The sequence below is a fragment of the Paenibacillus sp. JT22N15 genome (assembly GCF_059383755.1).
This window is the reverse complement of sequence record NZ_JBXENV010000015.1, coordinates 81,994-108,739: the sequence shown is the minus strand read 5'-3', so window position 1 is coordinate 108,739 and position 26,746 is coordinate 81,994. Positions and strand designations below refer to the sequence as shown.

18 protein-coding genes are annotated in these 26,746 nt (G+C 43.4%); all 18 read left to right on the top strand.

What is annotated here, in order from left to right:
• Window positions 1-131 precede the first annotated feature (131 nt).
• The 18 genes from AC50X8_RS25760 to AC50X8_RS25675 all read left to right on the top strand — a co-directional run bounded on the left by AC50X8_RS25760 (window position 132) and on the right by AC50X8_RS25675 (window position 26,742).
• A complete protein-coding gene (locus AC50X8_RS25760; protein WP_494832617.1) occupies window positions 132-1,187 on the top strand; it encodes a YomU family phage tail tube protein in 1,056 nt (351 codons plus the stop codon).
• A gap of 163 nt (window positions 1,188-1,350) precedes the next feature.
• Window positions 1,351-1,824 (top strand): DNA polymerase III subunit gamma/tau, encoded by a 474-nt coding sequence (locus tag AC50X8_RS25755; protein WP_494882337.1) that lies wholly within the window; start codon window positions 1,351-1,353, stop codon window positions 1,822-1,824.
• A 41-nt stretch (window positions 1,825-1,865) separates the two neighbouring features.
• On the top strand, window positions 1,866-2,153 hold the full coding sequence (locus AC50X8_RS25750) for a hypothetical protein (protein ID WP_494882335.1): 288 nt from the start codon (window positions 1,866-1,868) through the stop codon (window positions 2,151-2,153).
• A 71-nt stretch (window positions 2,154-2,224) separates the two neighbouring features.
• Window positions 2,225-7,393 carry a hypothetical protein gene (locus tag AC50X8_RS25745; protein WP_494882333.1) on the top strand — a complete coding sequence of 1,723 codons (5,169 nt, stop codon included), beginning with the start codon at window positions 2,225-2,227 and terminating at the stop codon, window positions 7,391-7,393.
• 77 nt (window positions 7,394-7,470) lie between these two features.
• Entirely contained in the window at window positions 7,471-8,091 is a 621-nt protein-coding gene (locus AC50X8_RS25740) for an S-layer homology domain-containing protein (protein ID WP_494882331.1), read from the top strand.
• Window positions 8,092-8,093: 2 nt separating this feature from the next.
• Window positions 8,094-9,137, top strand: a complete 1,044-nt coding sequence (locus AC50X8_RS25735; RefSeq protein ID WP_494882329.1) for a hypothetical protein — start codon at window positions 8,094-8,096, stop codon at window positions 9,135-9,137.
• Window positions 9,138-9,152: 15 nt separating this feature from the next.
• On the top strand, window positions 9,153-12,617 hold the full coding sequence (locus tag AC50X8_RS25730; RefSeq protein ID WP_494882327.1) for a peptidoglycan DD-metalloendopeptidase family protein: 3,465 nt from the start codon (window positions 9,153-9,155) through the stop codon (window positions 12,615-12,617).
• A gap of 83 nt (window positions 12,618-12,700) precedes the next feature.
• The gene (locus AC50X8_RS25725; RefSeq protein WP_494860867.1) at window positions 12,701-13,114 is read left to right on the top strand and encodes a hypothetical protein; all 414 of its coding nucleotides are present in this window, start codon (window positions 12,701-12,703) and stop codon (window positions 13,112-13,114) included.
• 3 nt (window positions 13,115-13,117) lie between these two features.
• Complete coding sequence (locus tag AC50X8_RS25720) at window positions 13,118-13,504, top strand: DUF8551 domain-containing protein (RefSeq protein WP_494860865.1); 387 nt, start codon at window positions 13,118-13,120, stop codon at window positions 13,502-13,504.
• A gap of 15 nt (window positions 13,505-13,519) precedes the next feature.
• Window positions 13,520-16,177, top strand: a complete 2,658-nt coding sequence (locus AC50X8_RS25715; RefSeq protein ID WP_494882325.1) for a PKD domain-containing protein — start codon at window positions 13,520-13,522, stop codon at window positions 16,175-16,177.
• Window positions 16,178-16,231: 54 nt separating this feature from the next.
• Window positions 16,232-17,647 carry a hypothetical protein gene (locus tag AC50X8_RS25710; protein ID WP_494882323.1) on the top strand — a complete coding sequence of 472 codons (1,416 nt, stop codon included), beginning with the start codon at window positions 16,232-16,234 and terminating at the stop codon, window positions 17,645-17,647.
• 60 nt (window positions 17,648-17,707) lie between these two features.
• Window positions 17,708-19,525: a hypothetical protein gene (locus tag AC50X8_RS25705; protein WP_494860859.1), complete on the top strand. Its 1,818-nt coding sequence runs from the start codon at window positions 17,708-17,710 to the stop codon at window positions 19,523-19,525.
• A 37-nt stretch (window positions 19,526-19,562) separates the two neighbouring features.
• The gene (locus AC50X8_RS25700) at window positions 19,563-22,325 is read left to right on the top strand and encodes a hypothetical protein (protein WP_494882321.1); all 2,763 of its coding nucleotides are present in this window, start codon (window positions 19,563-19,565) and stop codon (window positions 22,323-22,325) included.
• Between the two features lie 9 nt (window positions 22,326-22,334).
• A complete protein-coding gene (locus AC50X8_RS25695) occupies window positions 22,335-23,417 on the top strand; it encodes a cell adhesion protein (RefSeq protein WP_494882319.1) in 1,083 nt (360 codons plus the stop codon).
• Window positions 23,418-23,429: 12 nt separating this feature from the next.
• Entirely contained in the window at window positions 23,430-24,290 is an 861-nt protein-coding gene (locus AC50X8_RS25690) for a hypothetical protein (RefSeq protein ID WP_494860854.1), read from the top strand.
• Window positions 24,291-24,367: 77 nt separating this feature from the next.
• Window positions 24,368-25,462 carry a hypothetical protein gene (locus tag AC50X8_RS25685; protein WP_494860852.1) on the top strand — a complete coding sequence of 365 codons (1,095 nt, stop codon included), beginning with the start codon at window positions 24,368-24,370 and terminating at the stop codon, window positions 25,460-25,462.
• Window positions 25,463-25,618: 156 nt separating this feature from the next.
• On the top strand, window positions 25,619-26,080 hold the full coding sequence (locus AC50X8_RS25680) for a hypothetical protein (RefSeq protein WP_494860850.1): 462 nt from the start codon (window positions 25,619-25,621) through the stop codon (window positions 26,078-26,080).
• Between the two features lie 50 nt (window positions 26,081-26,130).
• Window positions 26,131-26,742 carry a hypothetical protein gene (locus AC50X8_RS25675; RefSeq protein ID WP_494882317.1) on the top strand — a complete coding sequence of 204 codons (612 nt, stop codon included), beginning with the start codon at window positions 26,131-26,133 and terminating at the stop codon, window positions 26,740-26,742.
• The last annotated feature ends 4 nt before the right edge of the window (window positions 26,743-26,746 follow it).

Below are 26,746 nucleotides of genomic sequence, written 5' to 3'. Positions count from 1 at the left end.
CAATTTGTACGCATGACGGTTATAAAGAAGCCTGCAACAGCTTATATTGTTTCACGAAGCATCACGAAACAGGATGTGACACCCCAATAGCATGATCTATTGAGGGAGAAAATAGAAGGAGGTTTTTTTAAATGGGAATTACGAAAAACAAGAAGATGTTGATTAAAGGTGCCGGCAAGTTTATGGCGAAAATTCCGAATTGCGATGATCTCGTTACAATCGGTACACTTAATAATATGAAGCTGGACATCCAGCTTGATATGCAGGATATTGAAGGTGGAGATTCGAGTGTAGCGCTCGATACCCTGCTTCGGAAGAAAACGATTGATATTACAGCCGAGTCTGCTAAATTCGATCTAAACCTTGTTCGCCTCGTTCTTGGTTCCAAGCTGCGCGAAGGTGTGACAGGTTCAGCATATAGCATGGTAACAGAAACAATTACGGTTCCATCGTCTGCGCCATATACAGCGCAGCTGTCTCAAGTCGCAGTAGCATCCCCTGCTCCTAAAGCCTACGAAACCGTTGTAAACGGCCGTGATCTATCGATTGACGTTACGGTATCGGGCAAAGATGTTGATTTCGATATGGCGCTTGCTGGCAAAGTTGTTGTCATTGTATATGCAACTGCACTGCCAGGCACGACACATGATGCAGATGGCTTCATCTGGGTTCTGGAAGAAAAACATACCGTGAAGCAAAATGGCAGCAGCTTTGAGGCTGATCTGGTATTCGGTTCCTCCCTCAATGTGGATCCGCAAATTTCGGTTCGTACTTTGGCAGGCAATAAGCTGCTGAAGAAAACAACGAATGCCTCCCCTGGCGAATACGAGTATAAAGTATCTGGCGGCAAGCTGTCGTTTAACTCGGCATTGAAAGATGTAGATATTTATGTCAACTACAAACGCAATGAAGTTGTCGATATTTTGGATATTACTACGAAGGACATGCCGTTGACGGTTCATGTTGTACATGATGGCCAATTTGAGCAAAAGGATGGTTCGATTCAAGGTTTCCAAACCGAATTGTTCCAATGCCGCGTAAAATCCAACTTTACCCTTGATGCACAGCGTCAACAAGCTTCCACTCATAGTGTAACACTGACCGTTATCGATCCTGAACGTACGGACGGCAAGCTGGGAAGTATTAAACGTTACGAAGTAGGCTCTGTACAAGGTATTGACTGCTAATAAATAGAAGGCCCTCCTCGGAGGGTCTTTTTTTACAATCAGATTGTTAAACTCGCATTTCATTTACTTAGAATGATGGATGAGGTGACTGCAAGGACCTCTCCCTCCTTGCAGGTCATCTACCTTTTATCAAACGTGGGAGAAATTAAAGGGGGCGTTTTGAATGAGTGAACGTGAAACAGTAATTCCAAGAGCAAATGAAGAGGCAGAAGCAGTGGCGAAGGCCACTGAGCAAGCACAAGAGGTTGAAGCGGAAGCAAAAGAAGAAGTGGCGAAAAAGCCAATTACGCAAGAGGAAGCAGATATTCGCGAGAAAGTCTTTTTTGAGGAGGACGAGAAGGTTCGGCTGCGTGATGGCAAAACCTATTCAATTCCACCACTCGGACTTAAAGATGCACGCAAGCTGATGAAAAAGCTGAATACGATTGAATCAGGTGTGATCATTGCAAATCTGATTCCGGATGGCGATGATGACGAGGATCGTTATGATGAGCTTTTGAATGTTCTGCTAATGGCTTTTAAGCCTTACTACAGTTCAATGACTGTGGAGCATTTGGAAGAATACGTTGATCTAGATAATGCGAAAAAGATTATCGACTGTATGATTGGTCTGAATGGGTTAAAAAAGTCCATGTAACTACTGAAGTAGAGGAAGAAGAGTACGACAATAAGCCGCCAGTGAATTGGGCGAATATCTTCTTCAAGCTTGCACACTATTGCCAGTTGGATAAATACGATGTGTGGAAGCTGACCCTACCACAGCTGGGTTACTACCTTGAGCAATGCAATGAACACATACAGTTCACCATCAAAGTATCGACGATGTCCCTTGGCGGACTGTTCGGCGGGGGAGGTTCCTCTGATAGCGACGAGCAGGGGGAAGTAGTCAAAAAAGATGGCACTTATGTAGAGGGTTATAAAGTTGCTGACGCAGAAGATATGAATTTTCTTGCCCAGCTGCTATAAGCACGATTAGTCTCCTGTCTGCTCCTTCATGGAGGGGCGGGAGTTTTATTTTATAAAGGTGGTGAAAGCCAGTGGAAAATAGCCAATTAAATATAGTTTCAGAGTTGAACAAGTCTATCAATCATATGATGCGGTTTGGGCAGGAGCTGGAATCGCTAGATTCAAGATTTGGTCGGGTGGAAAGACGAATTGAGTCGCTGCTGACATCTGCTAAATCGTTGAATAGTCAGGTCAATCAACAATCAGGCAGCAGCTTGCGCGAGCAGTTGGACAATGAAATGACTGCCCTAGTGTCGAATCATGTATCCGCCATAAAACAGAGTGGAAACACTCCTGTCAGCTTGAGCCAGGATAAAGTTCGTCAGGCGTTCAACAAAGTGGAAAAAGAGCTGAATAGTGAGCTTCAGAAGCTTATGCGCAATATTCAGATCGAAATGGATCCTGGCTATGCCATGGGGCAACGGATGTCATTTAGTAGTAATGACTTTGATGAAGTGAGTAAAGAGCTAGCCAAATTGATGAAGCGGCAGCTTGCTGCTTTAGCAGCCACGATTGATAAAAACAAAGAAAATTTGATTTCAGCACCAGCATTAGATGGTTTGGAGATGGAAATCAGTCAAGAGACCTTGCGTGTAGTTGTAGGGAAAATTAAACAGCAAATTCTTGGTATGATTAGCAACCCTGTGTTAGCTGGAACAAGCGCGCGTATTACCATATCTGCTGCTGATATGAATAAGGTTATCGTGAAGGCTGCCGAGAGATTAAAGCGGGCTTTCAATACAGTAGAAATAGAGGATCAATCTCTGGATACAGATGAAATAAAAGAACAGCTATCAAAGATCCCGCAGGAGATTGAGCTGGGATTAGAGGAATATGTCGATGAAATTATTCTTGGCATAAATGAGGTATTTAAAGAGGGGAAAGATCTATTTGCTGGCCAGCTAGGCAAGCGGCTGCAATCCATTTTAAACAGAGAGATTAGCTCGACTTTTAGCCAAATTAATCAATATGAAGCAGCCGGCAATGGAGGAAACACAAGGTTTGCACTCAGAGCCTATTTGGATCGAGTGACCCAAGCACTTGACCGCAAGCTGCTGCAAATAGTAGGAGAAGGCATTGAGGGTATTATTGGATATACAGAGGAAGCGAAGATAGAGCCATCTTTGCAGCTAAAGCGTTATCTGACCGCGCAAATGAACAGGCTGAATATGAGCCTTGTTCGAAAGATTCGCGAGCAGTTCGATGATCAGGTTAATTCTATTATTCGAGAGATAGAGACATCTTCAGGTAAAAATCAGCCGCTTAATATGAACCCAACAGGGAATGCAAATCCTTCAACTAGTCAGCCTGCTGCTACTCCTGCAGCAACGACAACAACAGCTGCTCCTGTGGCGGTAGCTTCACCAGCTCCGAGTAGTCCTGTGAGGAATGCTACAGACTTCTTAACATTAGCGAATCTAAAAGACCCGATGAAAATATTCAACCAGTCTATAGAAACCTATAAAACCTTACAAGTAGATCAAATGAAACTAAGGCAGAGCTTCATGCTTAAAGATAATTTTCGGGTAGATGATAACGGAAATCCATCTAGTTCGGCAAACCAGGCATTAATAAATAATGTAATGAAAGAGATGAATAATTTTATTAATGCTGCCGCAGTTAGGTACGGTATTAGTCGTGAAAACGTGAGCCAAACGGTTGGTGCTGCTGCTAGTTATTATTCTGATCCAGCAGAAATCAAGAAAATGAGCCAAATAGCTTGGGACATGCAAAGTATTGCAGGTGGAACTGGAAAGACTAATGTGGCGGGAATGGAATCACTTCTCCAGCAATTCGGCTTGGAGGTTGCAGATGCACAGAAGCAAATTGCTGAGCCGGCTGTAGTGATTTCAAACAAAACTAATATTCCTATTGACCAATTGCTGGATATCACCAAGCGTTCGAGGATTAACAAAGATAATTCGGATATTAGCCCTGCACTGGCTTTATTAATGACAGGTGCAGCATTGGAACCCAACCTGGTTAAAGGGCTTAACACTGGTTATAATTCTAATTTACTTGCGAGTAACAATAAGAATAATGTATACACCACGATTTTCAATGAGCTGCAATCAGATAAGGCGAAGTTCAAGCTGGAAGAGCTAGGAGTTAGAACGAGTGTTAAGGATGTAAAGTCGGGAGAGATAATAAACAAAACGAGCGAGGAAATTTTTGAAGAACTCGTTGAAGCATTGCGTAATCAGGGGGATACTGTGAGGAATGAAACCCTGGATACTATTCTTGGTAAGACAGGCAGCTCCTCAGATGCTGATATGATGCGTGAGGTTATGAATCGTTTGCTTGAACTTGATGAAACAACGCAGCAATTTATCAGTGATCCAGATAGTAAAGCATATAACCAAATGCTGCAGCAATCTTTAGATAATCCATTAGTAAATGCAAATCGAGCGATGGAAAGTATATCTATAGCTTTTGGTACGGTGATTGATGGAATGGCACCGAGTATAAAAAAGTTATCAACGGTTATTACGAATTTAGCCAATAATGTTTCTAAAAATGCAGAACTGTTTCATAAGTTTGGCGATGTACTTTCTAGTGTTTTGTTGGGAATGCTGTTGATTAAAGGATTAAAATGGGGCGCTAGTAAATCTGGCATAGGCGAGGAAATGAACGTTCAGAAACGAAAAGGAAGTATGGCCTACATGCTGAAAGATTTGAATGCCAGTGGGCTTATAAGTGACGATTTGAAAAAAACGAGTCTTAAAAATATAGGGTTAATGCAAAAAAGCCCAGAATTAGATGCTTACATTCGAAGTGTTCGAGATATGACAGTTAGCCAAAAACAGCACTTTAAAAATTATCTTACGGAAATGAAAATAGATGTAAAAGATATTCCAACACTCTTTACGGCGATGGATGAAGCGAAAAATTGGAAGGCCAACACTCCACTAACGGATGATGAAAAGTTCGAGCGTCAGAGACAGATTAATAATCGCATTAAAAATAGCCCGGAGCTATCCGGCCAATTTAATTCAAACTTCCTAAATCAATTGAACGCTAGTACCAGCGATCAGAATCGCTATAATAGTACGAGAATTTGGTCACCTGATTTTGAAAGAGCCACTAACCGAATGACATCTATGTCACCAACACAATATAAATCGTTTGAGAGCCATCTTAGCGAGAGAAGTCGAAATGGATTGCCCCAAATTAACAATTATAGTGAATTGACTCAAGTGTTGGGTGAGTTTGATCAGCAGCAGCGTCAAGTAGAAGCTACTGCAAGACAGTCGAGCACCGCTTTTGGCAGTTTATCTCATGCATTGCGCGGCTTAAATCTTGAAATGACGAAATCACAGCGCATGGGTAATGGGCTTAAAAACTTTCTGAAAGATATTCCAAGTTTGGCTAAGGGTGCAGGTAAATCTATTGCAGGTTTAGCTGCGAATATTGCGGGTATGGGGTTAGAAATGCTTGCCGCCGTCGTGTTTGGAGAAGGCTTGAAGGCAGTAGCCTGGGAGGCTACTGCAACCACTCGGGAGAAACAACAGGCTATTATTGATACTCGCAATGGTAACGAACAGGCATTAATTAATACTATTTATGCTACTGAGGAAGGCAATGATAGTATGAAAGCTAGGGGAGTCGCTGCTGCACTTAGAATAGAGGATTTTTTAAACACGATTGATAAAATGTTTGGGGCAACTCCTTCTCACAGTGGATTTAAGGGTGACGATGGTGTTGATAGCAATATGAAGAGTATAACTGATTACTATAAAAATAAAGGAGCGCAATTTAGCGGCATTGAAGGTTTTTTTGACTATCTAAAACAAGAAGGTAGAACAGTTGAAGATGCGGTTGCAGAGTGGAATGTAAACACAGGGAGAAAGGATGAAACCGATAAAATTCGTCAAGCTGCATCTAATTTAGATTACAAGAATAACCTAGTAAGTCAGACAGAAGAAGAGAGTTTGCAAAGAAAAAATAAGGAGATTTACGAAGCTGAACTAATAAATGGTACTGCTGATATAGCGACCATCAGTGAAGAAAGTGTAGCAAGAAGAATAGAAGAAGGTCTACAGGAAAAGAAAAATCTTAATGCAATTGAAACAATAGATGAGTTACCGGAACTCAAAACAACAAAATTTGATAGCTATCTATATAAGAAGGGAGCCCAAGCTAGAAGACTTGAAAATGTATATAAAAAAGAATTGGATATTCTTGATGAAAGTATTGAATCAGCTCAAAAAATATTAGACAGCACGAATGAAAATTCATTTGAGTATCAAGAGGCTCTGAAAAATAAAAATAATTTAGAAGAAATTAAAGTGGCTATAGAGGCGAAATTTGAACCGATTATAAAAACTGAACTGAAAAATCAGGAGCAAGAAATCGTTCGTGAGAAGATGGGCAAAGTAAACCGAAATGTCCAGGAAATTGGTCTGAAAGCTCAGGCAAAAGAGTTAGAAGCTGCTTTTCAAATGGATACCGAATCACAAAGCTATTTGAATAAAATGAAGGAAATCACTTCAAATAAAATAGCCTCTTTAAAAGTAGAATTGGCTAAGCTAAAAGCAATTACAGCAACGGGTGACCAGTCTGAGGAACTGGCCTCCAGTATTTTGCAAATGCAAAACTCGATTAGCGGTGAGCAAGTCAAACTTAAAGAATATGCGCTCGCCTCTATCGGCATTGGCAGAGAAAATATTAACGACAACAGCTCGCAGAGAGAAAATGACTTGCTTGCGCTTAAAGTTAAGCTAGGAAATCCAGCGGATGATTCTGCCCTATTGCGCAATAAGCGCATTGCTAATGCAAAAACTGAGATTTCAGAAATCTCGAATGTAATTACGGATCTCAAGGGCAGGCTGCCAAGTGCTAGTGTAGGAGAAGCAGTTGAAATCAATGCTGAGATTCGCGATTTGCAAAAACAATCTTTGCAAGCGCAGCTCGGAATATTGGATGAAATGAAATCCTCGGCGGGCACGTTCAACATGCCAAATGGTGTTCAAGCCATGTCACGATATGACTATCTCACCAGAGGTAATACGCATAATTCCACGACAATCGGAACGGGAGATGTCACGGTTAACATTACACTTCCGAATATAACAAACGGTACGACGGCAAGTCAGCTTCAGGCAATTGGGCAATCATTAGGCCAAGGTTTGTCTGTAGGACGCGTTGGTAATTTGCGCAATCAGATGGCGATGAATCCTGGCAACTACCGATTGCTATAAATCACGGCAGCTACCGTTAGAACAAGCGCTCCCCGCCTTATAATGAGGTGGGGAGATTTATTTAAGGAGGCAGAGAAATGACACAACAGAATAACCTCTTATCAGAGGATTCCATATATAAGAAAAAGCTGTTTTACGATAATGGCATTCGTTTTACAGAGGTTAAAGCCAAGCTTATTACGGAGTATAAGCCGCCAACGCCTGTTCTGAAAACACAGGTGAATCAGACGCTTGCATCTTCATCCGGGCTTGTTCAAAATGGCACCTCCCATTATAGTGCATCGCTGACCCTCTTATTTTATTCCAAAAAAGAATATGCGGATTGGATTCAATATGTAGGTACGCAGCATAAGTATTACGATGAAAAAGGTACTATTTATGTAGGCATTGTAACTGGAGAACCGGATGTCAAAACAGCCGAGATGGAAAGCAAGTACATTGTAACTGTAGCGCTTTCTCTCATACGCAAGCAGGAGTTCGAATACCGTTACCAGACCCAATTCATTGATACGGACCGCCACTGGGCCAAGGATTATATTGATGAAATGCAGCAGATGGGACTGATCTCCACGAATTGGGAAAGCGATGGCGAAGCCGTTGCTTATTTCCGGCCTAACGACCCTGCCACTAGAGCAGAGGCGGTTTCCCTGCTCATGCGAACTTACAGCTACGTAGATAAATTGCTGAGGGGGTACTAGGGATGAAACGATGGATAGATGTAGATCCGCTTGATTGGTTTTACAGGGATACGCTAGTGGCTACCCGGCTGAAGACAGATGCTACAGGGGAAGTCGATGTGTTGGCAGGGATGACCTATAACAAGTTTGTGGATGGCTATGAAAGAATGATCAAACGTTTCGTGACCGTGGATGGACAGCAGGAGTTTCTTGTACCCGATTATAAATACCATGTTGATAATCCTTTATTTGTGCTGGTAGGTGGCGTCGAAGTTATGCCTGAGAAGGTGGAAACAGGCAAGGTTACGATGACCAATCCAATGACTGCAGGAATAGAAGTGTTATGTGTCGCTTATGGTAGACCAGAGATGAAAAGAATAGGTTGCTTGGATACACCGTACACAGGATGTTCGGATTTTAGGCTGCCTTCTGCGGAGCTGAAGCATAAGTCGACCTATTTTTTTAGCATGAACTATAAGCCTGAAACCTGTACGGTGATGGGCATTAAGCTGAAGCGCAAAATCATTACGATACAAGCTGGCGAGGATGCGGATCTAAAAATAAGAAATGCCGTTAATTTTAAACGGGATGTATTTGTTATTCACAAGGGCAAAGTTTATTTGCCTTATATGTATAACGGTTTCCCGGCTGTTGTTGGCTATAATGCCAAAATAAACGGGGCTAATCGGCGGACTGTTGAGACGGTTATGGTAGATTCAAGCTGTATAGCATTGAATGACCGTTTTTTTCCTGGCGTACGGATCCGTAGAGGAGATTTCTTCGCGCTTATGGGGCGCCTTTATGAGAATCTTCATAATCGCTACACAGATCGGACTTTTTCATACAATACTTCCCTTGATCGTGTCATTGTGGATCGGGCGGACATTGAAGCGAACTGGTACAAAAATGATGTTTTGACGCTGCTGAATGAGCGTTTTCATGATGGCTGCTTTGTTTTCCCCTTGTATGCGGATGATAAGTTTGAACCCGAAGCATGCATAACCAGGGCCGAGGCAGTGACCTACTTGAATCGTTTCATTGAGTGGATAACAGAGAAATATAGATAAAGGCAGGTGATAAATTTGACTAAAGTATCTAATATGCAATATCCTACGGATCAACTGATGCGCGATATGATGGAGAAGGTTAATGCGCTTGGCAACGAACCAAGGGTCATTGTCGAGCTTGATAAAATGACCTATGTGCCAGGGCTGCGCAGGAAATATGATGCTGTGCAATATGTCGTCGAGAGTGCTGTATCCGAGCTTATATCTATTGATTCTGCAAAGCAATTAACCAGTTACGTAGATGGTCAGCCAATCGACATTCCAACCGAGCTAAGAAATACAAATATGTCGATGCCCATTTTGCAAAGCTCCACGATGAGAGGCCGTACAACGGATAATAATACGATTCAAGGGATGGTCATTACTTCGAGACATAGATCAGCCAATCCTAAAAGACGCGATCATCAAGGTGTCGATTTTGACTTAGCGATGAATGACAATGTTTATGCAGTTTGGGGAGGGAAGGTAACTAAATCAAGTATAAATGGAGGTTATGGGAAAGTAGTATACGTTGATCATGGTAATGGCTGGCAAACAAGATATGCTCATTTAAACAAGCTTGTCGCAAGTGTAGGGCAAAGAGTAGGGGCAGGCGAACTGATTGGACTAGGAGGAAACACAGGAACCTCTAGGTCAAATGGCGGAGATGGTACGCATCTACATTTTGAAATCAGGCTTAACAACAATGATTTAAACCCGGAGCCTTTCTTACGTGGAACGCAAACCATTCAGATTCCCTCAAAGGCAGAATCTGTTCCGGTAGGAGACTTTTCAGCAACGGATACTCCTCTGCTACAGGAGGCCGGAGCGGCCATTCAGGAATATCATATGAATGCGACAGCTTACATTGCAAAATGCTACAAATGCTCCGGAATTACGAAGAGCGGCACCGATGTGCGGGTATGGAAGGATTGGAAAATTATCGCCGTCGATCCTTCCGTTATTCCTCTAAAAAGTATGGTGGAACTCGTTGTAGATGGCGTGAGCTGGGGCGAATATTTAGCAGATGATACAGGTGGTGCCATTAAAGGCAATCGTATAGATATATTAATGGAGACCGAGCAGCAAGCGTTAAATTTTGGTCGGAAACAGGTTGTAGTCCGGGTCAAAGGTTATGGGGATGGCAAGCCGAGAACCGCCAATCAGGAATTGAGCAAGGAAATGGTCACCTATCAGGTTAATAAAACAACGTCGAAGCAAACGTATTATAAAGATTTCACTTCCAAGAGAACGAATCTTGACGTGAAAAAATACACCGATTTAACTGGTGCGGAGCAGTTTATGGCGATTGATGACGGTACGCAGTTCAATGTGCTTGGTTTTAAAGGGACAAGCCGGGCTGGAGCTGTCAAAACGATTGTTTTTGAACATGATTGGGTAAAAGCAGGGAATTTGGCTTGGGCATACATGGCCGATTTGGAGCTGGAGGATATTGTTACCGTAAAGGTCGATGATTATTTAATCACTCAAATAAAGGGCATCAGCGCCAAAAACGGCATTGCTTATCCGGCATCCATTCCGATTCCTAAAGGCCATCATAAAGTAGAGATTTCTTTCGCTAATCCGTCGAAAGCTTCGGTTGGTAAGTTCGGCCTGCTCTGGATTAGAGCAAAGGAGTTCGACGTGGAAACCATTGAGCGCAAGCAAATGTGGGATTTCGAAGATGGCATGAATAGCGCCAACAACTGGACGCCTAATGGAACGGTCAAGCAGACCGATAAAGGCGATCATCAAGCAATCTCCACAGCGGGCGGAGAAGCGGGCATTGAACGATTGGGCAAGGTGAAGAAATTTCCGTTTACGATTAACTTTAATGTGAAAGTCGAGCCGGGAACAACGGGACGTTTATATTTGGGCAACGGCACGAAAGCGTTTCTAATCCGCCTAAATGACAGCAGCGTGTCAGCTCAAGGTGGAGGAAGCTACAATGTTGATAATAAAAGCGATTTTGTTGAATATACCGTTGTCTGCCATGATGAAACAGATGTCGATGTTTATGTGAAGATCGATGATGTATGGAAAAACACAGGTGTACGCGGCACAGCGATGAGCTACACGGCGAATCGAATTTTGTTCGCTGTAGGTGCTGGCACGATGTTCCTGGATCAGGTGAATTATTCAGCTAATGACTATGCTATCGAACAATTTGCGACTCATATTGCCGATGCCTATAAGGAAAAGTGGTACGAAGTAGGCGAATTTGTGTTTGAAGAAATGTTCACTGTGGATGCAGATGTTATGCAATGGGAAGTTAATTCGCATATGGATATGTCATCTCGAACAGCCAAGGTGACGCTCAATAATGCTTCCGGTATTTATTCGCCAACGTGGGAGAGGAAGCCGGAATTTCCTGATTCCTACCGATTGAATGAGTCTCCTATGACTTATTATGAAGAGGGCGAAATTAGACATGTCATTAGTGAAGGAACGCCGATCCGTATCTACGCCGGCTATGGAGATGAAGTTGTGCGTGTATTTACGGGCATGATTAAAGGGGAAATTCAAGAGAACTCGGAAAATAAGACGATTTCATTCAGCTGCGTAGACCGGTTTGATATGCTAGAGGAATTCGTATTCTATAAGCCCATGCAGTATCCTCCGGAGGAGGCTTTTGCTGCGGAAAGTGGCGCTTTTTCATGGATTAAATCAAGCATTGTGGAGGATATCGTCGTTGCCTCGGGCATGACTGGCTGGAAAACACATCCTGAAGACCTTCGTCACGCGGATTATGAGATTGAGGATACGGTGTATATTGATGTGAATAAAGGCAAACACACATTCATGAAGTTCAATCAGGAAACAGGGGAGCTGGAGGCTGTCTCCCAGGAATCCATTATGACAGTTGGCGGCTGGCAAAATCCTTTTGTCGCTTCCGTCTCTTTCCCAATTGGTACAAGGGCAACAGATGCTCTCCAATCCCTTATTCAAGATATTCCTTATCGTGTGTACTGTGATCGTTACGGCACTTTCAAGATGGAACGAATGGATTTTCTCGATTCTCCCGATTGGATGGTCGTTTCAGGAATGAAGTGGGAGTTTATTGATGGAGATAATTTGCTAGGTGTCACTTCTTCAACTGATTATTCCCGTGTTCGCAACCATTTAATGATATCTGGCTCTACAGGAATGGTGGAGCATTTCTTTGATAAGTCGCTGCTTGTAGCTACTAAAGGGAATATTCGTACGGCAGGCTCGCAGCTCGAGTGGATTGAAGAAGTAGACGGAGCTACGATGCGGGGATTAAAAGAAGAGGTAGCGAATAAAATATTTTTTGATCTCAAGCGCCAGGCTCGGACGAAAAATGTAGTAGTGAAAGGGAATCCGTTAATTGAGATTTTGGATGCTGTATATGTATATGATGCAAAAACATTTACCGCCAATTATTATTTGGTCAAAGGTAATCGTCTGGTAGGCAACAACCAAGGTATTATTAATAATTTGGAGCTGACCTGGCAGACGCTCTCAAATGTCGGTTCTTAACACAAGGTAAAGGGAACAGTTACGTCACAGACGTTAATTGTTCCCTTTTTTTCTTATAATGCAAGCGAGAGTGAGGTGTTATTTTGAATAATTTTATTAATGCGAATGAGATATTTCCGATTCTCGATCTTATCCGTAGAGAAATAAAGAAAACGGGCTTATACAAGGGTGGAGACGACCTAAGTATCGTTGACCATGCTGCCGAAGAACCCCTTGTTTTAAGTGTAGATGTGCTTAGGGAGATGGCTGGTTATCCCGCTTTAGTGACTTCCGTCGTTTACACCTATGATAATGGGACGGTTGAGATTTTGACGCTGGAGCGAAATGAGCAGCTAATTGTGGTAGCTTTCCAAATTGAAATTGCAACGGCTGCTGTTTTAAACGAGGAATTAGAGTCGGAAACGAATATCGCAACTTTTAGTACGGTTAGAGGCACTATTACTAGAGAGAACGGTATATTCAAGAATCTGAAGCTTGATTATATAAAGGCGGTGTAATAGATGTCCAGCGGTGCTAATTTTGCTAGTTATGTCGTTGGGGGGCGGCTAGATCCTCCCTTTATGCCAACTAAAACCAACCCTTATATTGAGGGAATTATGTTGGAATCACAGTCTGCTGGAAAAGTAGAAAACAAGCTGCAGCTTACAGAGGATTGTGAATTGCTTTCAGTAGCAGTTGGGGTATCCCATTACGAAGCCAAAGATTATTGGAATCTCTATGTTGGAGAGAAGCTCGTTTGTAGAAATATTTATACAAAGGACATTCCGGAAGGCATGTATTTAACGGCAATTATCCCTTGTCCAAGCGGGACTCAGCTGCACTTTGAATTTTTTAATGAGGGCGGAAAGCCCAAGTATGTGTGGGTCAATTATCAGACTCTCAAATAGAAAGAAGGTGAACATATGGCCGATACAGCCTACCAGCCGACACCTTGGCTGGATACGATGCTCAATGAAGAGCATCTGCTGGAAGGACTTGTAGGCATTTGTGAAAATAACGGCTGGACGAAGATTCGGGAATTTACGAAGGTCGCTTATTCCAATAAGCTCACCAAACCTACGATTAGGCGACTCTATTTGCCTCTGGCGAACCCGGTAGTCGATTTGCCGAAGCTTTTAAATAATGACTATTTCATTTATTTGGACGGCAGGATTATGCCGATCTCCTATTATACCGAAAGCGAGAATGCAAACGGAACGACACGGATTACTTTTGAGCCGGGGGTTGCAGGTCAATGTGCCATTTACTACAGCTCTGTTCAGGCTGATGATACGTATGATTTTTATGTAGCTAAACACCATATTTTGATGAATGCATCAGGCAATATTTTTGGTATGGCGATGCTTGCGAAGGTAACAGAGCAGATTGGAAATACGGAGTGCCGCGTCCCTTTCGCTATTTACGAGCCGTTGGCCGATTTTGGAACGGAGCTTACACCGCAGAGCACTGGAATATTCTCATGGGCTATTCAAAAAGCGGAGGAGGATCGTTTGTATGAGACGCATACCCTCTATTTTTACCAGCTTGATAAATTTATAGGTACGGGAAAAATGCTTGTGGGATGGGATGATCCAACGGAACTAAAACGTCTTGCATTGGATGCCGAAATTCAGACCTCAATGTGGGGCCTCAACAGTCAGACCAAAGCGTTACAGTTTAAAATCACACATAAATTTCCACAGCTTTATCAATCGCCGATTACTGTTGCTCGAACGCGTATACCGCAGCTGGAGCATACAGAGAAATTTGCTTTTGCCGATGTGAAATATACAAATTGGTGGGAAGACAGCAAGGTTTTCTTAAAGGGTTTTATAGATGGCAAATCACTTATGTTTATTATTCATGCGGACACGGCTCCAATATGGGATAGCAACGCAGTGCCTTCTATACCTTTGTATATGGGTGATTTTGATATGGGTGACTCAGTGGACGAGGTTGTAAATAGGGAAATCAAGTTTGATTTTTCAGGTGCAACAACGCGGAGCTCTACCATTATTTCGAACAAGCCAATGGTGAATTACCGCTCTAAAGTGAAGGTATGGCTTATGGGAGATGCGGATGGAGGAAGATCCGACGAGTTTGTGCGCCTTACGATAGCGGGGCAAGTAATAGGTCACTTTACGACTACAGCAACAGTAGAGCCAACCAATAATCGTGAAGACGCAGAGTATATGGGCGAATTTGATATCACGAATATTCAAGGGAAAAGCGCAGTTACAATTGAAGCGGTTAGCGGCGATGGTGTAAGCGTGTATTATCCTGTTGCGGCTCGTATGTGGCTTGAATTTACGCTTCAAACGGAAACATCTGACGATATGGCTCCTGCTGCTTTATTCGCTGGAACTGCTTATTACAAGGAAGGAGCAGCTCTGGAAGCGTCATTAAAGAGATCGGCAGAGCTAGACTATGACGATGTGGAGCTTAAGCAAGAAATTCTCCAGCCCATGATGAAAGACTACCCCAGTTATCCGAGCAACGGTATTGATTCGGTTATGGTCAAACGAACAAAATATGGAGCAAGATATCAGGCGCATTATCTTTCCTGGAATATTCCATCGAACGTGATGCCGCCGACTCGGGAAGAGAAGGATGGGAAGAAGCATCCTCGTGCCTGGAATAACTATGAAACGGATGTTTACAAATATCAATTTAATCCGTCTAGGTACAGTGATAAAGCCCATTCATCCCGAGCTTTATTAATCCATCCCGAGGATGGCACATATGGTACGCTGCGCAACGTTATTCTCGTCTCTCCCTTAACTATAATGAATGGTGACGAGCTGAAGGCTGTCAAAAACCACTGTGATGCGGAAAACAAGTACGAGGTATACGCTTACTATTTAGTCGAAGGTATTTCACCATTGACGAAAAGGCCAGCTACCGGATTTAGACCGGCAGGCCTTGGCATTTTAAAAGGTGGCTATACGTTGCCCGAGATTCCACCGCCACCACCTGCGCCGCCTGCCTTTACTGCCACCATTAATCCGGGAATATCCGTTATTGAAGAAGGAGATTCGCTTAAAATTTCTTCGTTATACAGCAGGCATTCACCAATTGCGTACTATCAATGGACGGTTTCCAGTGATGTGCATAAAGGAGATTATACCGTTAATGATGCTGAGTACACCTTCCATCATGCCGGACAGTATTCTGTAACCTTTAAGATTTGGAATGAACGGGAGCAGCATGCTGCTGTCACGGCAACGGTTCTGGTCAAAGCGAAGCCGGTTCCGCCACCACCGCCGCCACCGCCTCCTTCAGGCACCATGCAGTGTGGTCATATGAATGATAGTGGCGGAGGGGTTTTGACAGAGAAGTATCATGAATTGGGAGCAAGAGCGGGTAATGTGAGAATTGATTATTCAATGGAGGTTGTGCCTGATCGGATCGATGTTTATTACCGGGATCAGCTAGTAGCTTCTTCTAATAATTATGTTTCCGGCAGCGGCTCATTGCATTTTGCTTACAGCCCTGTGGCTGGAATTACGCAGATCAAGGTAGTCATGAAATCACAATCAGAGGGCACCTCCTGGAGTTATACCGTTCACTGCCCTGTTTAGAAGGGAAATCAATGATTGAACAATTAAAGAATTGAGCAAAGGAGTGTTAAATAAATGGCATTTATCGATACAACGCCTGCTTCCTTCACCTATAAGGTAACGGAAGAGAACCTGCAGTGGAGACTGGGTGAATTGCTTGCCACAGCAGGCTGGAAAGTCGCTGCTAATTTTAAAAAGATTATCTATGATGCAATCTGGACAAGGCCATCTGGACCATCCAATGAGAAAACAATGGTGCGAAATACAGTTGCAGAGCACTACATTTATGAAAATGCAGAAGGCAAAATGTTTGGCGTAGCTATTGTGGGAAGTTGGGAACTGTCTGTAGGAGCCATGAGGGAACTGAAAATGGATCCGAAGGTTGCGATTAAGGATAAGTTTCATGAATGGGCAAGTAATGAATTTAGAAATTATCGAGCACCGCATACTCTTTATATGTACATGTTAGAGAAGTTATCTGGATTAGGTCCGAATACACCTGATATTGTATTTCCTTGGGATGGCAGTGATGCAAGTGAGCAATTGCGTGCAGCAGTAGATATTGAAGCGCAAGAGAGTAAGTGGAGCTTAGAAACAAATTCCAATGGTACCTATACGATTTCAAGAGCGTTTCTAGATCGAATGCAGTCTCCTATTATGACGACTGGCTTGCGAACCAATCTTTTAGACAGCTATTATGCTTCATCTTACAGTGCACCTGCCCAGTATACGAACTGGTGGACTGACTCGGAAATTTCGATTAAAGGCCATTTGAGTCCTACAAATTTGTTCCTCATTATTCAGTCCGACAATGTGCCAGCACCAGAAGGAAACTTAGTCCCATCCATTCCGCTTTATTTTGGGAAAATTGACCCGATTGAAGAAGGTGACGAAGCTTATGCGATGTTTGTAGGTTCCGTTCCGAGAGAGAATACAATCGATAAAATTGCGAAATATGATTTCGATAATACGACAAGGATGCCGAGCATTCTTCCGTTGTTGAAAAGCTATCCGAAATACCCAGCCAATGGGTTGGATAATGTCATGATGAGCCGTTCCAAGTTGGGTGCCCGCTATCAAGCGTATTACTTGTCATGGAACGCGCCGCCAAACGCGATTCCGCCACAACGCGCCTCAGATGGCAAGGACTATCCAAGAGCATGGAATAATGCAGAAAATCCATTGTACAAATACTCATTTAATCCTTCACGTTATAGCCAGAAGGTGCATACTTCCAAAGTGTATTTAATCCATCCTGAGGAAGGTGTCCGGGGTTCACTTAAAGATACCATTGCTTTGTCTGCGTTGTCGTTTAATGCGAATAAGCTTCGTGTGCGTAAGGCGCTTTGCCCAAATGAGTATGATGTTTTCCGCTACTTCATGGTAGAAGGAATTTCACCTTTCACGAAAAAGCCCGGCACGCAATATCGTCCGGCAGGTATAGGTTTGTATGTCAACTCAGTAGATGAAGAAGGAAATGAGATTACGTAATAAAGGCTTCGGCTGCCCTAACCAAGCAGCCGGCCTATTTAAACGAGAGGTGGTCACATTATGTGGTTTGATAAAGACTCTAATATTCAACAGCTGCCATTAGACATGGAAAAGCTGTTTAACAACAATGGCTGGAATACGTTCATCAAGTACCGTTCTGTCTACAAAAATACGAAATTTGCCGATGTCCGTTTGTTCCGTTCGCGAGGCAGCGACGGGCAAGTCAGAAATTTCGGTATGGTTTACGGCTATGGTACTAAAAACACCGCGACGCTGGGTGAAGCAGATTTTATTTCTCAAAACTCTATTCTAGGGCAATTAGTACGTATTCCGGACACTGACAGGGGTTTTCAATTTAAAGTATATCCTATCGTTAAGGATACGGTCATTATCTATAGAAACGGTGTTGAGGTACCTAAAACAGACTATACGCTCGATGATTTTAAAGGACAAGTCCTTATGGGGGAGGCACCGGTAGAGGGAGATAAGTATACAGTATCTTACGAGCCTGCCCAGATTGCTCCTAGACCGCCTAAACGCATGTATTTCTTTACTTTTGATGATGTGCGCGGGGAAAAAATTGTACAAGCTATGAGTGATGCTGTATACATTGGAGATCCGGAATCGATTCTTCCAGACGGCGATGGCTCGCGCAAATCGTTTCCTATTCCTACAACGGCGACACTTAAAGCGGGTACTGTGACTTTTTATAAAAATAAAGTTGAGGTATCGCCTGACTTATATACAGTCAATTATGCTAGCAATACGATTACAATGACAGGTGCTGCTCCAGAGTCTGGCGCAGAGATGAACGTTTCTTACATTAAGGTATTGAACGGAAATGGCACAGATACGCTCGACTACGGCGATATTCCGGTAAAAAGCTTCGATCCAGATAAAGGGGATCAGCTGCTTAATGCAGCATATACCGCTATTTATTATCTGTATCCGTCACTCCCAACCGCAATGTCCTTTACACCGATGGATGATTTTTCACGCGGCTGGCAGCGGGACTCGACCATTTATTATTGGGGCAATATTACCAAAGACCGCATTGTTATGTTTCTCCGCCCAGACCCGACACCAGGGCCGGAAAATACGTATTATGCACCGCTCTATATTGGTCGCTTGACGACTTTGGGCAAAGCGCCGCGGAAGAACCATGTTATTATGTCTGGCTGCCGCGCAGCCGATGAAGTGAAATGGAAAGCGAATATGAAGCTCGGTGCACTATTCGTTGACTATGGAAACAATACTTCAAATGGCAATAGCTCTGTACAATTGCAGCAGTCGATTGGCGGCACCTATTACCAGCATCATTATCTTGCTTTTATCTCCCATGACAAGCAGGTGGACGAGGGCGAAGCGAGATTCAATCCATCTGTATACAGCGGAAAATACCATATTTCTCCAATGTATATTGTGCATCCAAATGACGGTTTTGTCGGTAAATTGGATGAATGCTACGCTGTACACCCGAAAAATATTTCCCAGCTTGATGAGCTGGAGGTTGTGGAAACGGCTGAAAATGAAGATTTGGGCAAAGGCGACGGCACGAGAGCGGTATTCCATCTGTCACATCGTCCGTCGCTGAAAAATGACGGTACGCCCTTCAACATTAAAATTAAAGTGGATTGCGTCGAAATGGAATATGGTACGGATTATACGATTGAAATGGAGACGAAAGCCATTACTTTTGCTGCGGGCTATATTCCAGGAGATGGAGAAGAGGTTATTGCGACCTATGATTATAAACAGCTATATCGGTATACGCTGGCTGATACTCCTGTAAGTCCGCTTACACTGGCCAATATGTCGCCATTTGCTCCAATCGGTCTTGGCATTTTGAAAGAAACGTTAATCAAGAATCAGGGGTAATAGCTTAATTTAATAAGCAAGGGAGGTAGGCGGTGAAATGCTGAACGGTAAAAAATCTTACCTGCTCAGTTTCACCGCCCTTTTTTCAAAAAAGGGCTATGAACTGACGTTCGGTTTGGACTACTTGGTCGATGTGCATAACCAATATCATCTGACTGCTCCAGTGAGCAGCACGTATCAGGCATTAATTGAAGACAAGATGAAGGAGGCGGGAAAAACACCGAATGTGGCAACCGGGGCATTCGGAAAAAGCTATAAAGCCAGCTATGTGTCTGAACCGGAAGGGAAAGAGATGGAAACCGTTCTGGCCAGCATAGTCAACTACCTAAACCGGGTTCATGAGTATTTAAGCGCTGATTATAGTGTCATAAGATCACCGCTGGTTCAAATGGATGAAGCGGAGGCTTCTAATCATACGGACGTATTAGAAGCAGCCTTGAGTGAAGGGAATGAAGCCACTTTTCGAACCATCCCTGAAGTGGGTGAAGTAGTAGGGAGCATGTCCGCCACCCAAACGGATGCCGATCTATTGGCCGAACAGTTCAAATTAGGGGAACAACGATCACCATGGGCTGAAAATCAATCTGACGTTCAATCACGTTATGTATTCGATGTTGTGAATGCAAGTAGGGCAACTAGGCTCTCTGATGTTGAGCAGGTTATTCCCGAATCGACGCAGCCTGTTCAGGCCGTTTCCTTTTATGAAAATGAGAGACAACATATAGTAGACCAGCCAACTGGATTTAGTCCTGCTATTAATCAATCTAAGGATTTTGATATTGAAATGGAAGCTTTTCATGCGGTTCAAAAAAATAATCACTTTTTATACGGAACGACCGGACAGTCCTTCTCCCATACAATAAGGCAAAACGAAGAGGCGGATGGGGAGATTGAAGCTTTCTCCAACACTACAAATGTTACAGACGGCACACATGAAGCTTATACAGCCCGCTATTATAACGCCGGTTCCGCAAGCAAAGATGAGGTTGTACAAGTCGAGCTGGAGAGTGCCTACTCAGGAAATAAGGAAGAAGGAACTGCGGAGATGCTCGCAGAGGCGGTCGACGGCAGCCGCAGGGAAGCAGACGTTGCATGGTCTACGTATAGTAGTGTAGATAATGTGAATGCAGATGCCCAAATCAATTTACTCGCAGCTTCTTCCAGCCATTCTGGAGTTGAAGGAGAAATAGCTGCGGACACCCTCTCAGACCATATAAAGCAAATTTTATCCAGTGATCCGCATGTAAGCAAAGTAGCCAGACTTATGGAAATTATGTATGGATCGGCTGCGTTTGAGATGATTGAATCGGGGATGGAACAAATAGGAACTCGTGCTTTGTCTGAAAAGCTTTCAGAGGCTGATGCTCAGGCTGCTGCAGATGCGATCATCGACTCACTGGAACAGATGTTTACTGAAGCTCGGGCAGATGGATTCATGCATGTTACGGAGACCGCTGGGGGAAGCGGCAATCTGCTTTCTTTTACAAGCGAAACCGAACTTGCGGAGGCCAGCGGCAATAAAGCGGGTATTGCGGAAATTCCGGAACATGCTTATACTCGCTCACCCTATAGCGGCCTAATGGATGAAATGACTCTAATCAATCAGTCGGGTTGGGGCCAGGAAGCATTGCTGCATCATATTGGACAAGCCATGACTGATGCTAACAGCAAGCTTGCGGAAAGACCTGATTTTGATTATGCCAATAAAGCAGGGCAGGCAGAAGGCGTACAGGATATAACTCAGACAGCCGCCAATGGGCTTGGACTTGAGGATACGAATCTGCAGCTGTCAGAAACGGCCCAGTATGTGGATAGGATGAAGGATTATGTGATGCAGGAGACGGAGCAAGCGCAGTACAAAGATTATCTCACTTATCAGAGTGAAAATGACCGTACGGAGGCGAGCTATGTCACGGAGTTTGAAGGAACGGCTCAACCTATGGAAACGTCGATGTTTAAAGATAAGGATACACAATTGCTGATATCGGATCCCGCAATGGGCGAGTCTGCTTCCGACTATAACTCCATTCTTCACCAGCCGGACAAAGCCGCAATTGCAGCTTCTAACGAAGATGCCTTCTATGAAAATGTGGAAGGGGCTGATTTGTTCGCGTCTGACTATTTCAATATTCTTCATCAGGATGAGAGAGCTGAATCTATAAATAGCAATGAGGTCATCATGGAGTTGGATGGAGTAGGGAGAGGGGAAACCGTGCTTGATGCGATCAGGCATGAAGAAGGCTCCACTCATTTTGGTGATGTCATTATGCCGGCTATTTTGGATGAAACGGCTGCTGGCCAAAGTGAAACCGTGCTTAATGCTGTTACACAGCTAAGCCATTCGGCAGAAAATAAGCTTTCTATAAATGGTGGTAATGAGGAAGAAATCATTTCAGCTGATAATGTACTGTCGATTAATGGTGGTGATGTAGCGGAAGCGAATGAAGCAATTCGCAAACGGCGGCTCACGGAAACGAATATTCAGGAGCATGAACAATCAAGCCGCAAGCATGCACCGCTGGAAGTGGATATTGAAAGCTCCGAGCATGCTGAACGGAAACGCATTATACATCAAACAGAGCCGATATCCCCATCGGCAGGAGAACGTCGCAAAGCTATCTTGGAGACTGATATTGCTCAGCCAATCGGCGGGAAACGTCATAAAACGATTGAAGTTTCAATTGATGAAGCTGAACAAGGACGGATGACTACGCATCCTGAACAGAAGAAACCAAGAATTTGGCTCATTATTGGAAAGATAGCATCGTGGAGCATATGGAACTGGAAGAAAACAAGGTAGGTGATAAAATTGGGTATTTATAGAAAAACGAGTGGGCTCCTGTTTGATGATGGATTTGAATACGAGAATCTTCATGCTCGCTATACACTCTCTCCTCTTCATGCGGGAGATTTGGACCATTCGCTTCAACAGTTTGTTTTAAATCATTCGGAAGAAGACAATGTGCTGCTATTTGATATTCCAGAATCAGAACACAGTCTGCTCTTCGAGGTAACAGCAGATTATGTCCCAACAGAGCATAAGGACGAGGGGGGAATTTTTGTCTGGAAGGATGGCGAGTCCCGTATTGAATTTTTGGAAAGTCTGGATACAGCTGTACGGGAGTACAGCAAATGGCGAGCGCTCAGAACAGGGAACCGATGGACGTTTTATGCAGATCGCGGTAGTGGGTGGGAGCTTTTTGATACCGATATTTTGGCCGCGAATAAACTTGGAGTTGCACTAAAGAGCAGAGACAGCAACGGTTTTGTTCCCCTGAAATTGGATCGACTAGTGCTTTGCAAAAGCGATAAAATAACAGTCGGTAATTTAGCTGAAGGCTGCACGGTATATTTATGTGATGAATTCGGCAACTCCATTGCATCGTCAACGGTGGAAAGAACCTGGACAGGTGTGGATATCCAGGTTCCCACAGCTCCTTATTATGGAATGATCAAGGTTTATGACAGCAATGGGATTCTTCTTTCGAGCTTAAATGCCTTTAATATTTATGGAGGGGATACCTTCCTATTTGGTACCGAACTGCAAGTACATTGGCAAGGCAAGGAGCTTAACGTAACAAAAGATACGTATTTGGGAACGATGTATGACAATATGACGGTCGTTCAAATGGAGCTAGTCAATCCCTCGTCTAATAAGACAGCTAAAAATGTTAAATTGGGTATTCTCCAGTACCTCGATAAGTTTGGCTACGAGTGGGTCGATTTGTGTCATGACAATGTGGACCAGCCAGCAATGGATTTTTCCCCGACGCTTGAGCTGCCGGAAGTTTCTCCCTTAGACCGTATAAAGTTTTGGATGAAGGTTGAACGGAAAAATGAACATTTTGATATCAAACCGTTGAATTTTATTTTGGATATTAATCATGTGTAGGGAGGTGGAACGATGGCCGGAACTAAAATGACATTGAAGCGTTATGGCAAGAAGGAGACTTTTTACTGGGACAGCCTCGAGCTTATTGTGGATCAAGCTTATTTGGACAGCGGCAAAGGTTTATTTATTGTGCTTGACCCATACACCTACATTCCAGATATTGGGCAAATTGAAGTTCATTTTAATGGGCAGCAATTGCTATCGGGTGGCGGCTATGAGGAAGTGGATAAACGGACAATCCGTTTGGATTTGGGCAGTTATCCTCTGGATTATGGGGATTCCGCTTTAGCCGGCCAACCGGTCGCCTTGAAACTAGGTGACGAAATTCATATTCGAATTTGGAAGCTTGAGTATTTTGAGAAAGGCACGACTATTGGCTGGGAGCAGGATGCAGAGCTTCTTAGGAAGCTTGAGCAGGAGATCATTAAGGCTAGAAAATATAAGGAGCAGGATGCGCCGCATCTGGATCTTGATGCTCGCCTGGATTCCATTGAGCGCCGGGCTGAAAGCAAGACGATGGTTTTTGTGCTTAATAAGGTCAAAAATGGTGTCGCTAAAATGGATATTCGCTTTCCATATGAAGGGATTATTACGGAGGTGTATGCTTCCTGCTCTACAACAGGCAGCGAAGCTACCTTAATGGATATAGAGAAGTGCTCGCAGGAACAATTGGATACAAGCCCTAGCTGGACGAGTATTCTGCACTCAGGTTTGACCATTGATGAAGGTGCACACTCCAGCAAGGCGAGTACAAGCCCTTACGATTTGCAAATCGCTGACGTTCATGCAAATGATCATTTTCGAATCCACATCATTCAAGCAGGAGCGGGCATTGAAGGCTTAACCGTCGAACTGGTCATTCAGACAGTTTAAATATTACGCTTTGCTGTGAGAATAAAGCGGGATCTCCTTATAATGAAGGCGGAAAGAGAAAGGAGAGATGAGTAAATATGGCAGGTACGAGAGGGATTGCTAGATTCCGTGGAGAGCAGTTTAACAACAAAATTATGCGGAATCAGCATTTTGATGAGGCGAACAAAATCAGTGAAAACTATATTGATATTGATTTTTCAGCTCATCGGGATGTATTGGAAGACACGAAATTGGATGTGTTTGTTCAAGTTAACGATAAGGTGGTAGCGGGTTTTAACCAGTTGACGGTAACGAACCTTATAGGCTCCCGGCCGGTAGCCACTTCAGTTGCAGTTGAAGGAGTGGTTTTAGAAGAAAAAGTACAAGTTCGTCTTGCCGGTACGGATTCTCCTATTGGAGATGAGGATTCAGACGTTGTATATGGCCGTCTGGAAGAAAATTCAGGGGAGTTTGTTCTCAAATTTTATAGCATAGTGAACGACGCTGAAGAACCATATACGTTCCCCGCAGCTTCGGAAAATGTCGATTTTCGCTATGTAGTACGGACAAACCTTTCGGTTATTCCGGTAGATGCCATTATTAAAGGCGGAGCCGGTTTTGTTGAAGGGGCGACCGATGCTAAAGCGTATATGAATCTTATTCAGCTGATGAAGGATTTGTACGGTGGGGCAGGTTCGCTGGATAATGATGGCGCAGCTAACTTAGCTACGCCGATTGTCCAGCAAATCGCTAGTGAATCGACTGCTCGCGCCAATGCTGATACAGCTATTCTAAGCGATTTTGTATCCACTGCAGCTGGCAAAGGAGCTCAACTGGTAGGGGTAATTACTGACCCAAACTACGCTGGACTTCATGTGCAGGCTGTACTTAGCAACTTGGCAGGACGGCTCGCAGCAGCTGAACAAAGCCTCGGTAAAGTAGAGGAGGAGTCCACCCGCGAAATTTATGAAGCGGTTGGTGGAGAAACTTTATATACACTAGCCAAAGGCAGCGCACGTAAAGATACTCTATTCGTCTATATTAATGGACAATTGCAGTCACCGGGTATTCATTATGTGAACATTGAGAATGGCCAGGGTGATTATACAGGCATTAATTTTGCACCTGATACGCTGCAAATTGTTGAGGGTGTACCGGATGTGCTGGATGTTAGTTATAAAAAAGTACTCTAAAAGGACTATTCGTATAAAAGCCTAATTCATATTCTATTCGTATTCTTTAAACCCGATGCTGCTACAGCATTGGGTGTTTTTTTACCAAAATTCCGGTTAAACAAAGGATCATGCTGCTTATATTGAGGATAGTAACAAAACAAGGAGGGATTTGTAATGGCAAGCCCGGTAGTACAGTGGTTTGATTTAACGAATACACAGCAGAAGACAGACTGGCAAATTGGTGTAGTCGATGCAGGTGACAAGTCGGATATAACGACATTTCTCATTTGGAATAATAAAGGTGGATCAGGGATCCTATCCGATATGACCAATTGTACCATAACAACCAAAGACGTACTTGGCAGCAACACAGGTGAGGTTGTCACTAATAAGTGGATTGAAGCCCGAGTGGATTCTTTAAACGAGAGTGATTTTATGTCCATTGGCGGAACAACCACGAAAATTATTCAGGCTGGAGGAGCTGCAGGAGCTGGACGTATTAAAGGTACAGCAAATGATGGTTCCGTTAGTGCTGTTACTAATTTTTCGAAAGTATCTCTTCGGGCAAATGTTCCTGCAACAGCGACGGCGGGGAATTTTTCATTCCTGACTCGAGTAGCTTATCAGTACACATAATTAGAAGCAGGAGCCCCACTTCTCAGTGGGGCTTCTTATCAACCAATACAATGGGGGAAAGAATGATGATAGGAAATAAGAGATTAGTCTCACCTGTGGGGCAACCGTTTATTTGGGTTGCTGAATATGCCGACGGTACTTGTACAACGGAATTCGATTTTGAAACCAAAGAAGAAAATAGTTTTTATAGTATTAAAAAAGATCAGCTTCTTCACTTTGGTCTTATTGGTAATGGAGCTTCCATGTATTTCGAGAGTTATAGCGGTATTTTTAAAATAATAGGTCAGACGATTGAGATTAATTATGTCACTGAAGAAACCACCTATCATCTTAACGGAAGATCAATGATGTATACCGACATTATTACATTTAAAGATGCAGAATTTTTATTTAATCCGACACAAGCAGGTTCTGGCCGTTCTTCCATAACTCAGTTTAACTTTGGTTATAAAGCAAGCTTCAATGATCGAGGGAAAGATTTTCATTTCCAAGCTATTTGTCAGATACCTTTAAATCAGCCTGCTCGGCTGGATTTGAAAGTCGTTTCTAGCGAGAATCTAAACGGGAATTTGGAAATAAAAAGGAATGGGGAAATAGTAAGTTTAATTGAGGCGCCTCTTATTAATGGTGTCGGGGGAAACATAGTCTGGGAGCTTAGATAAGGAG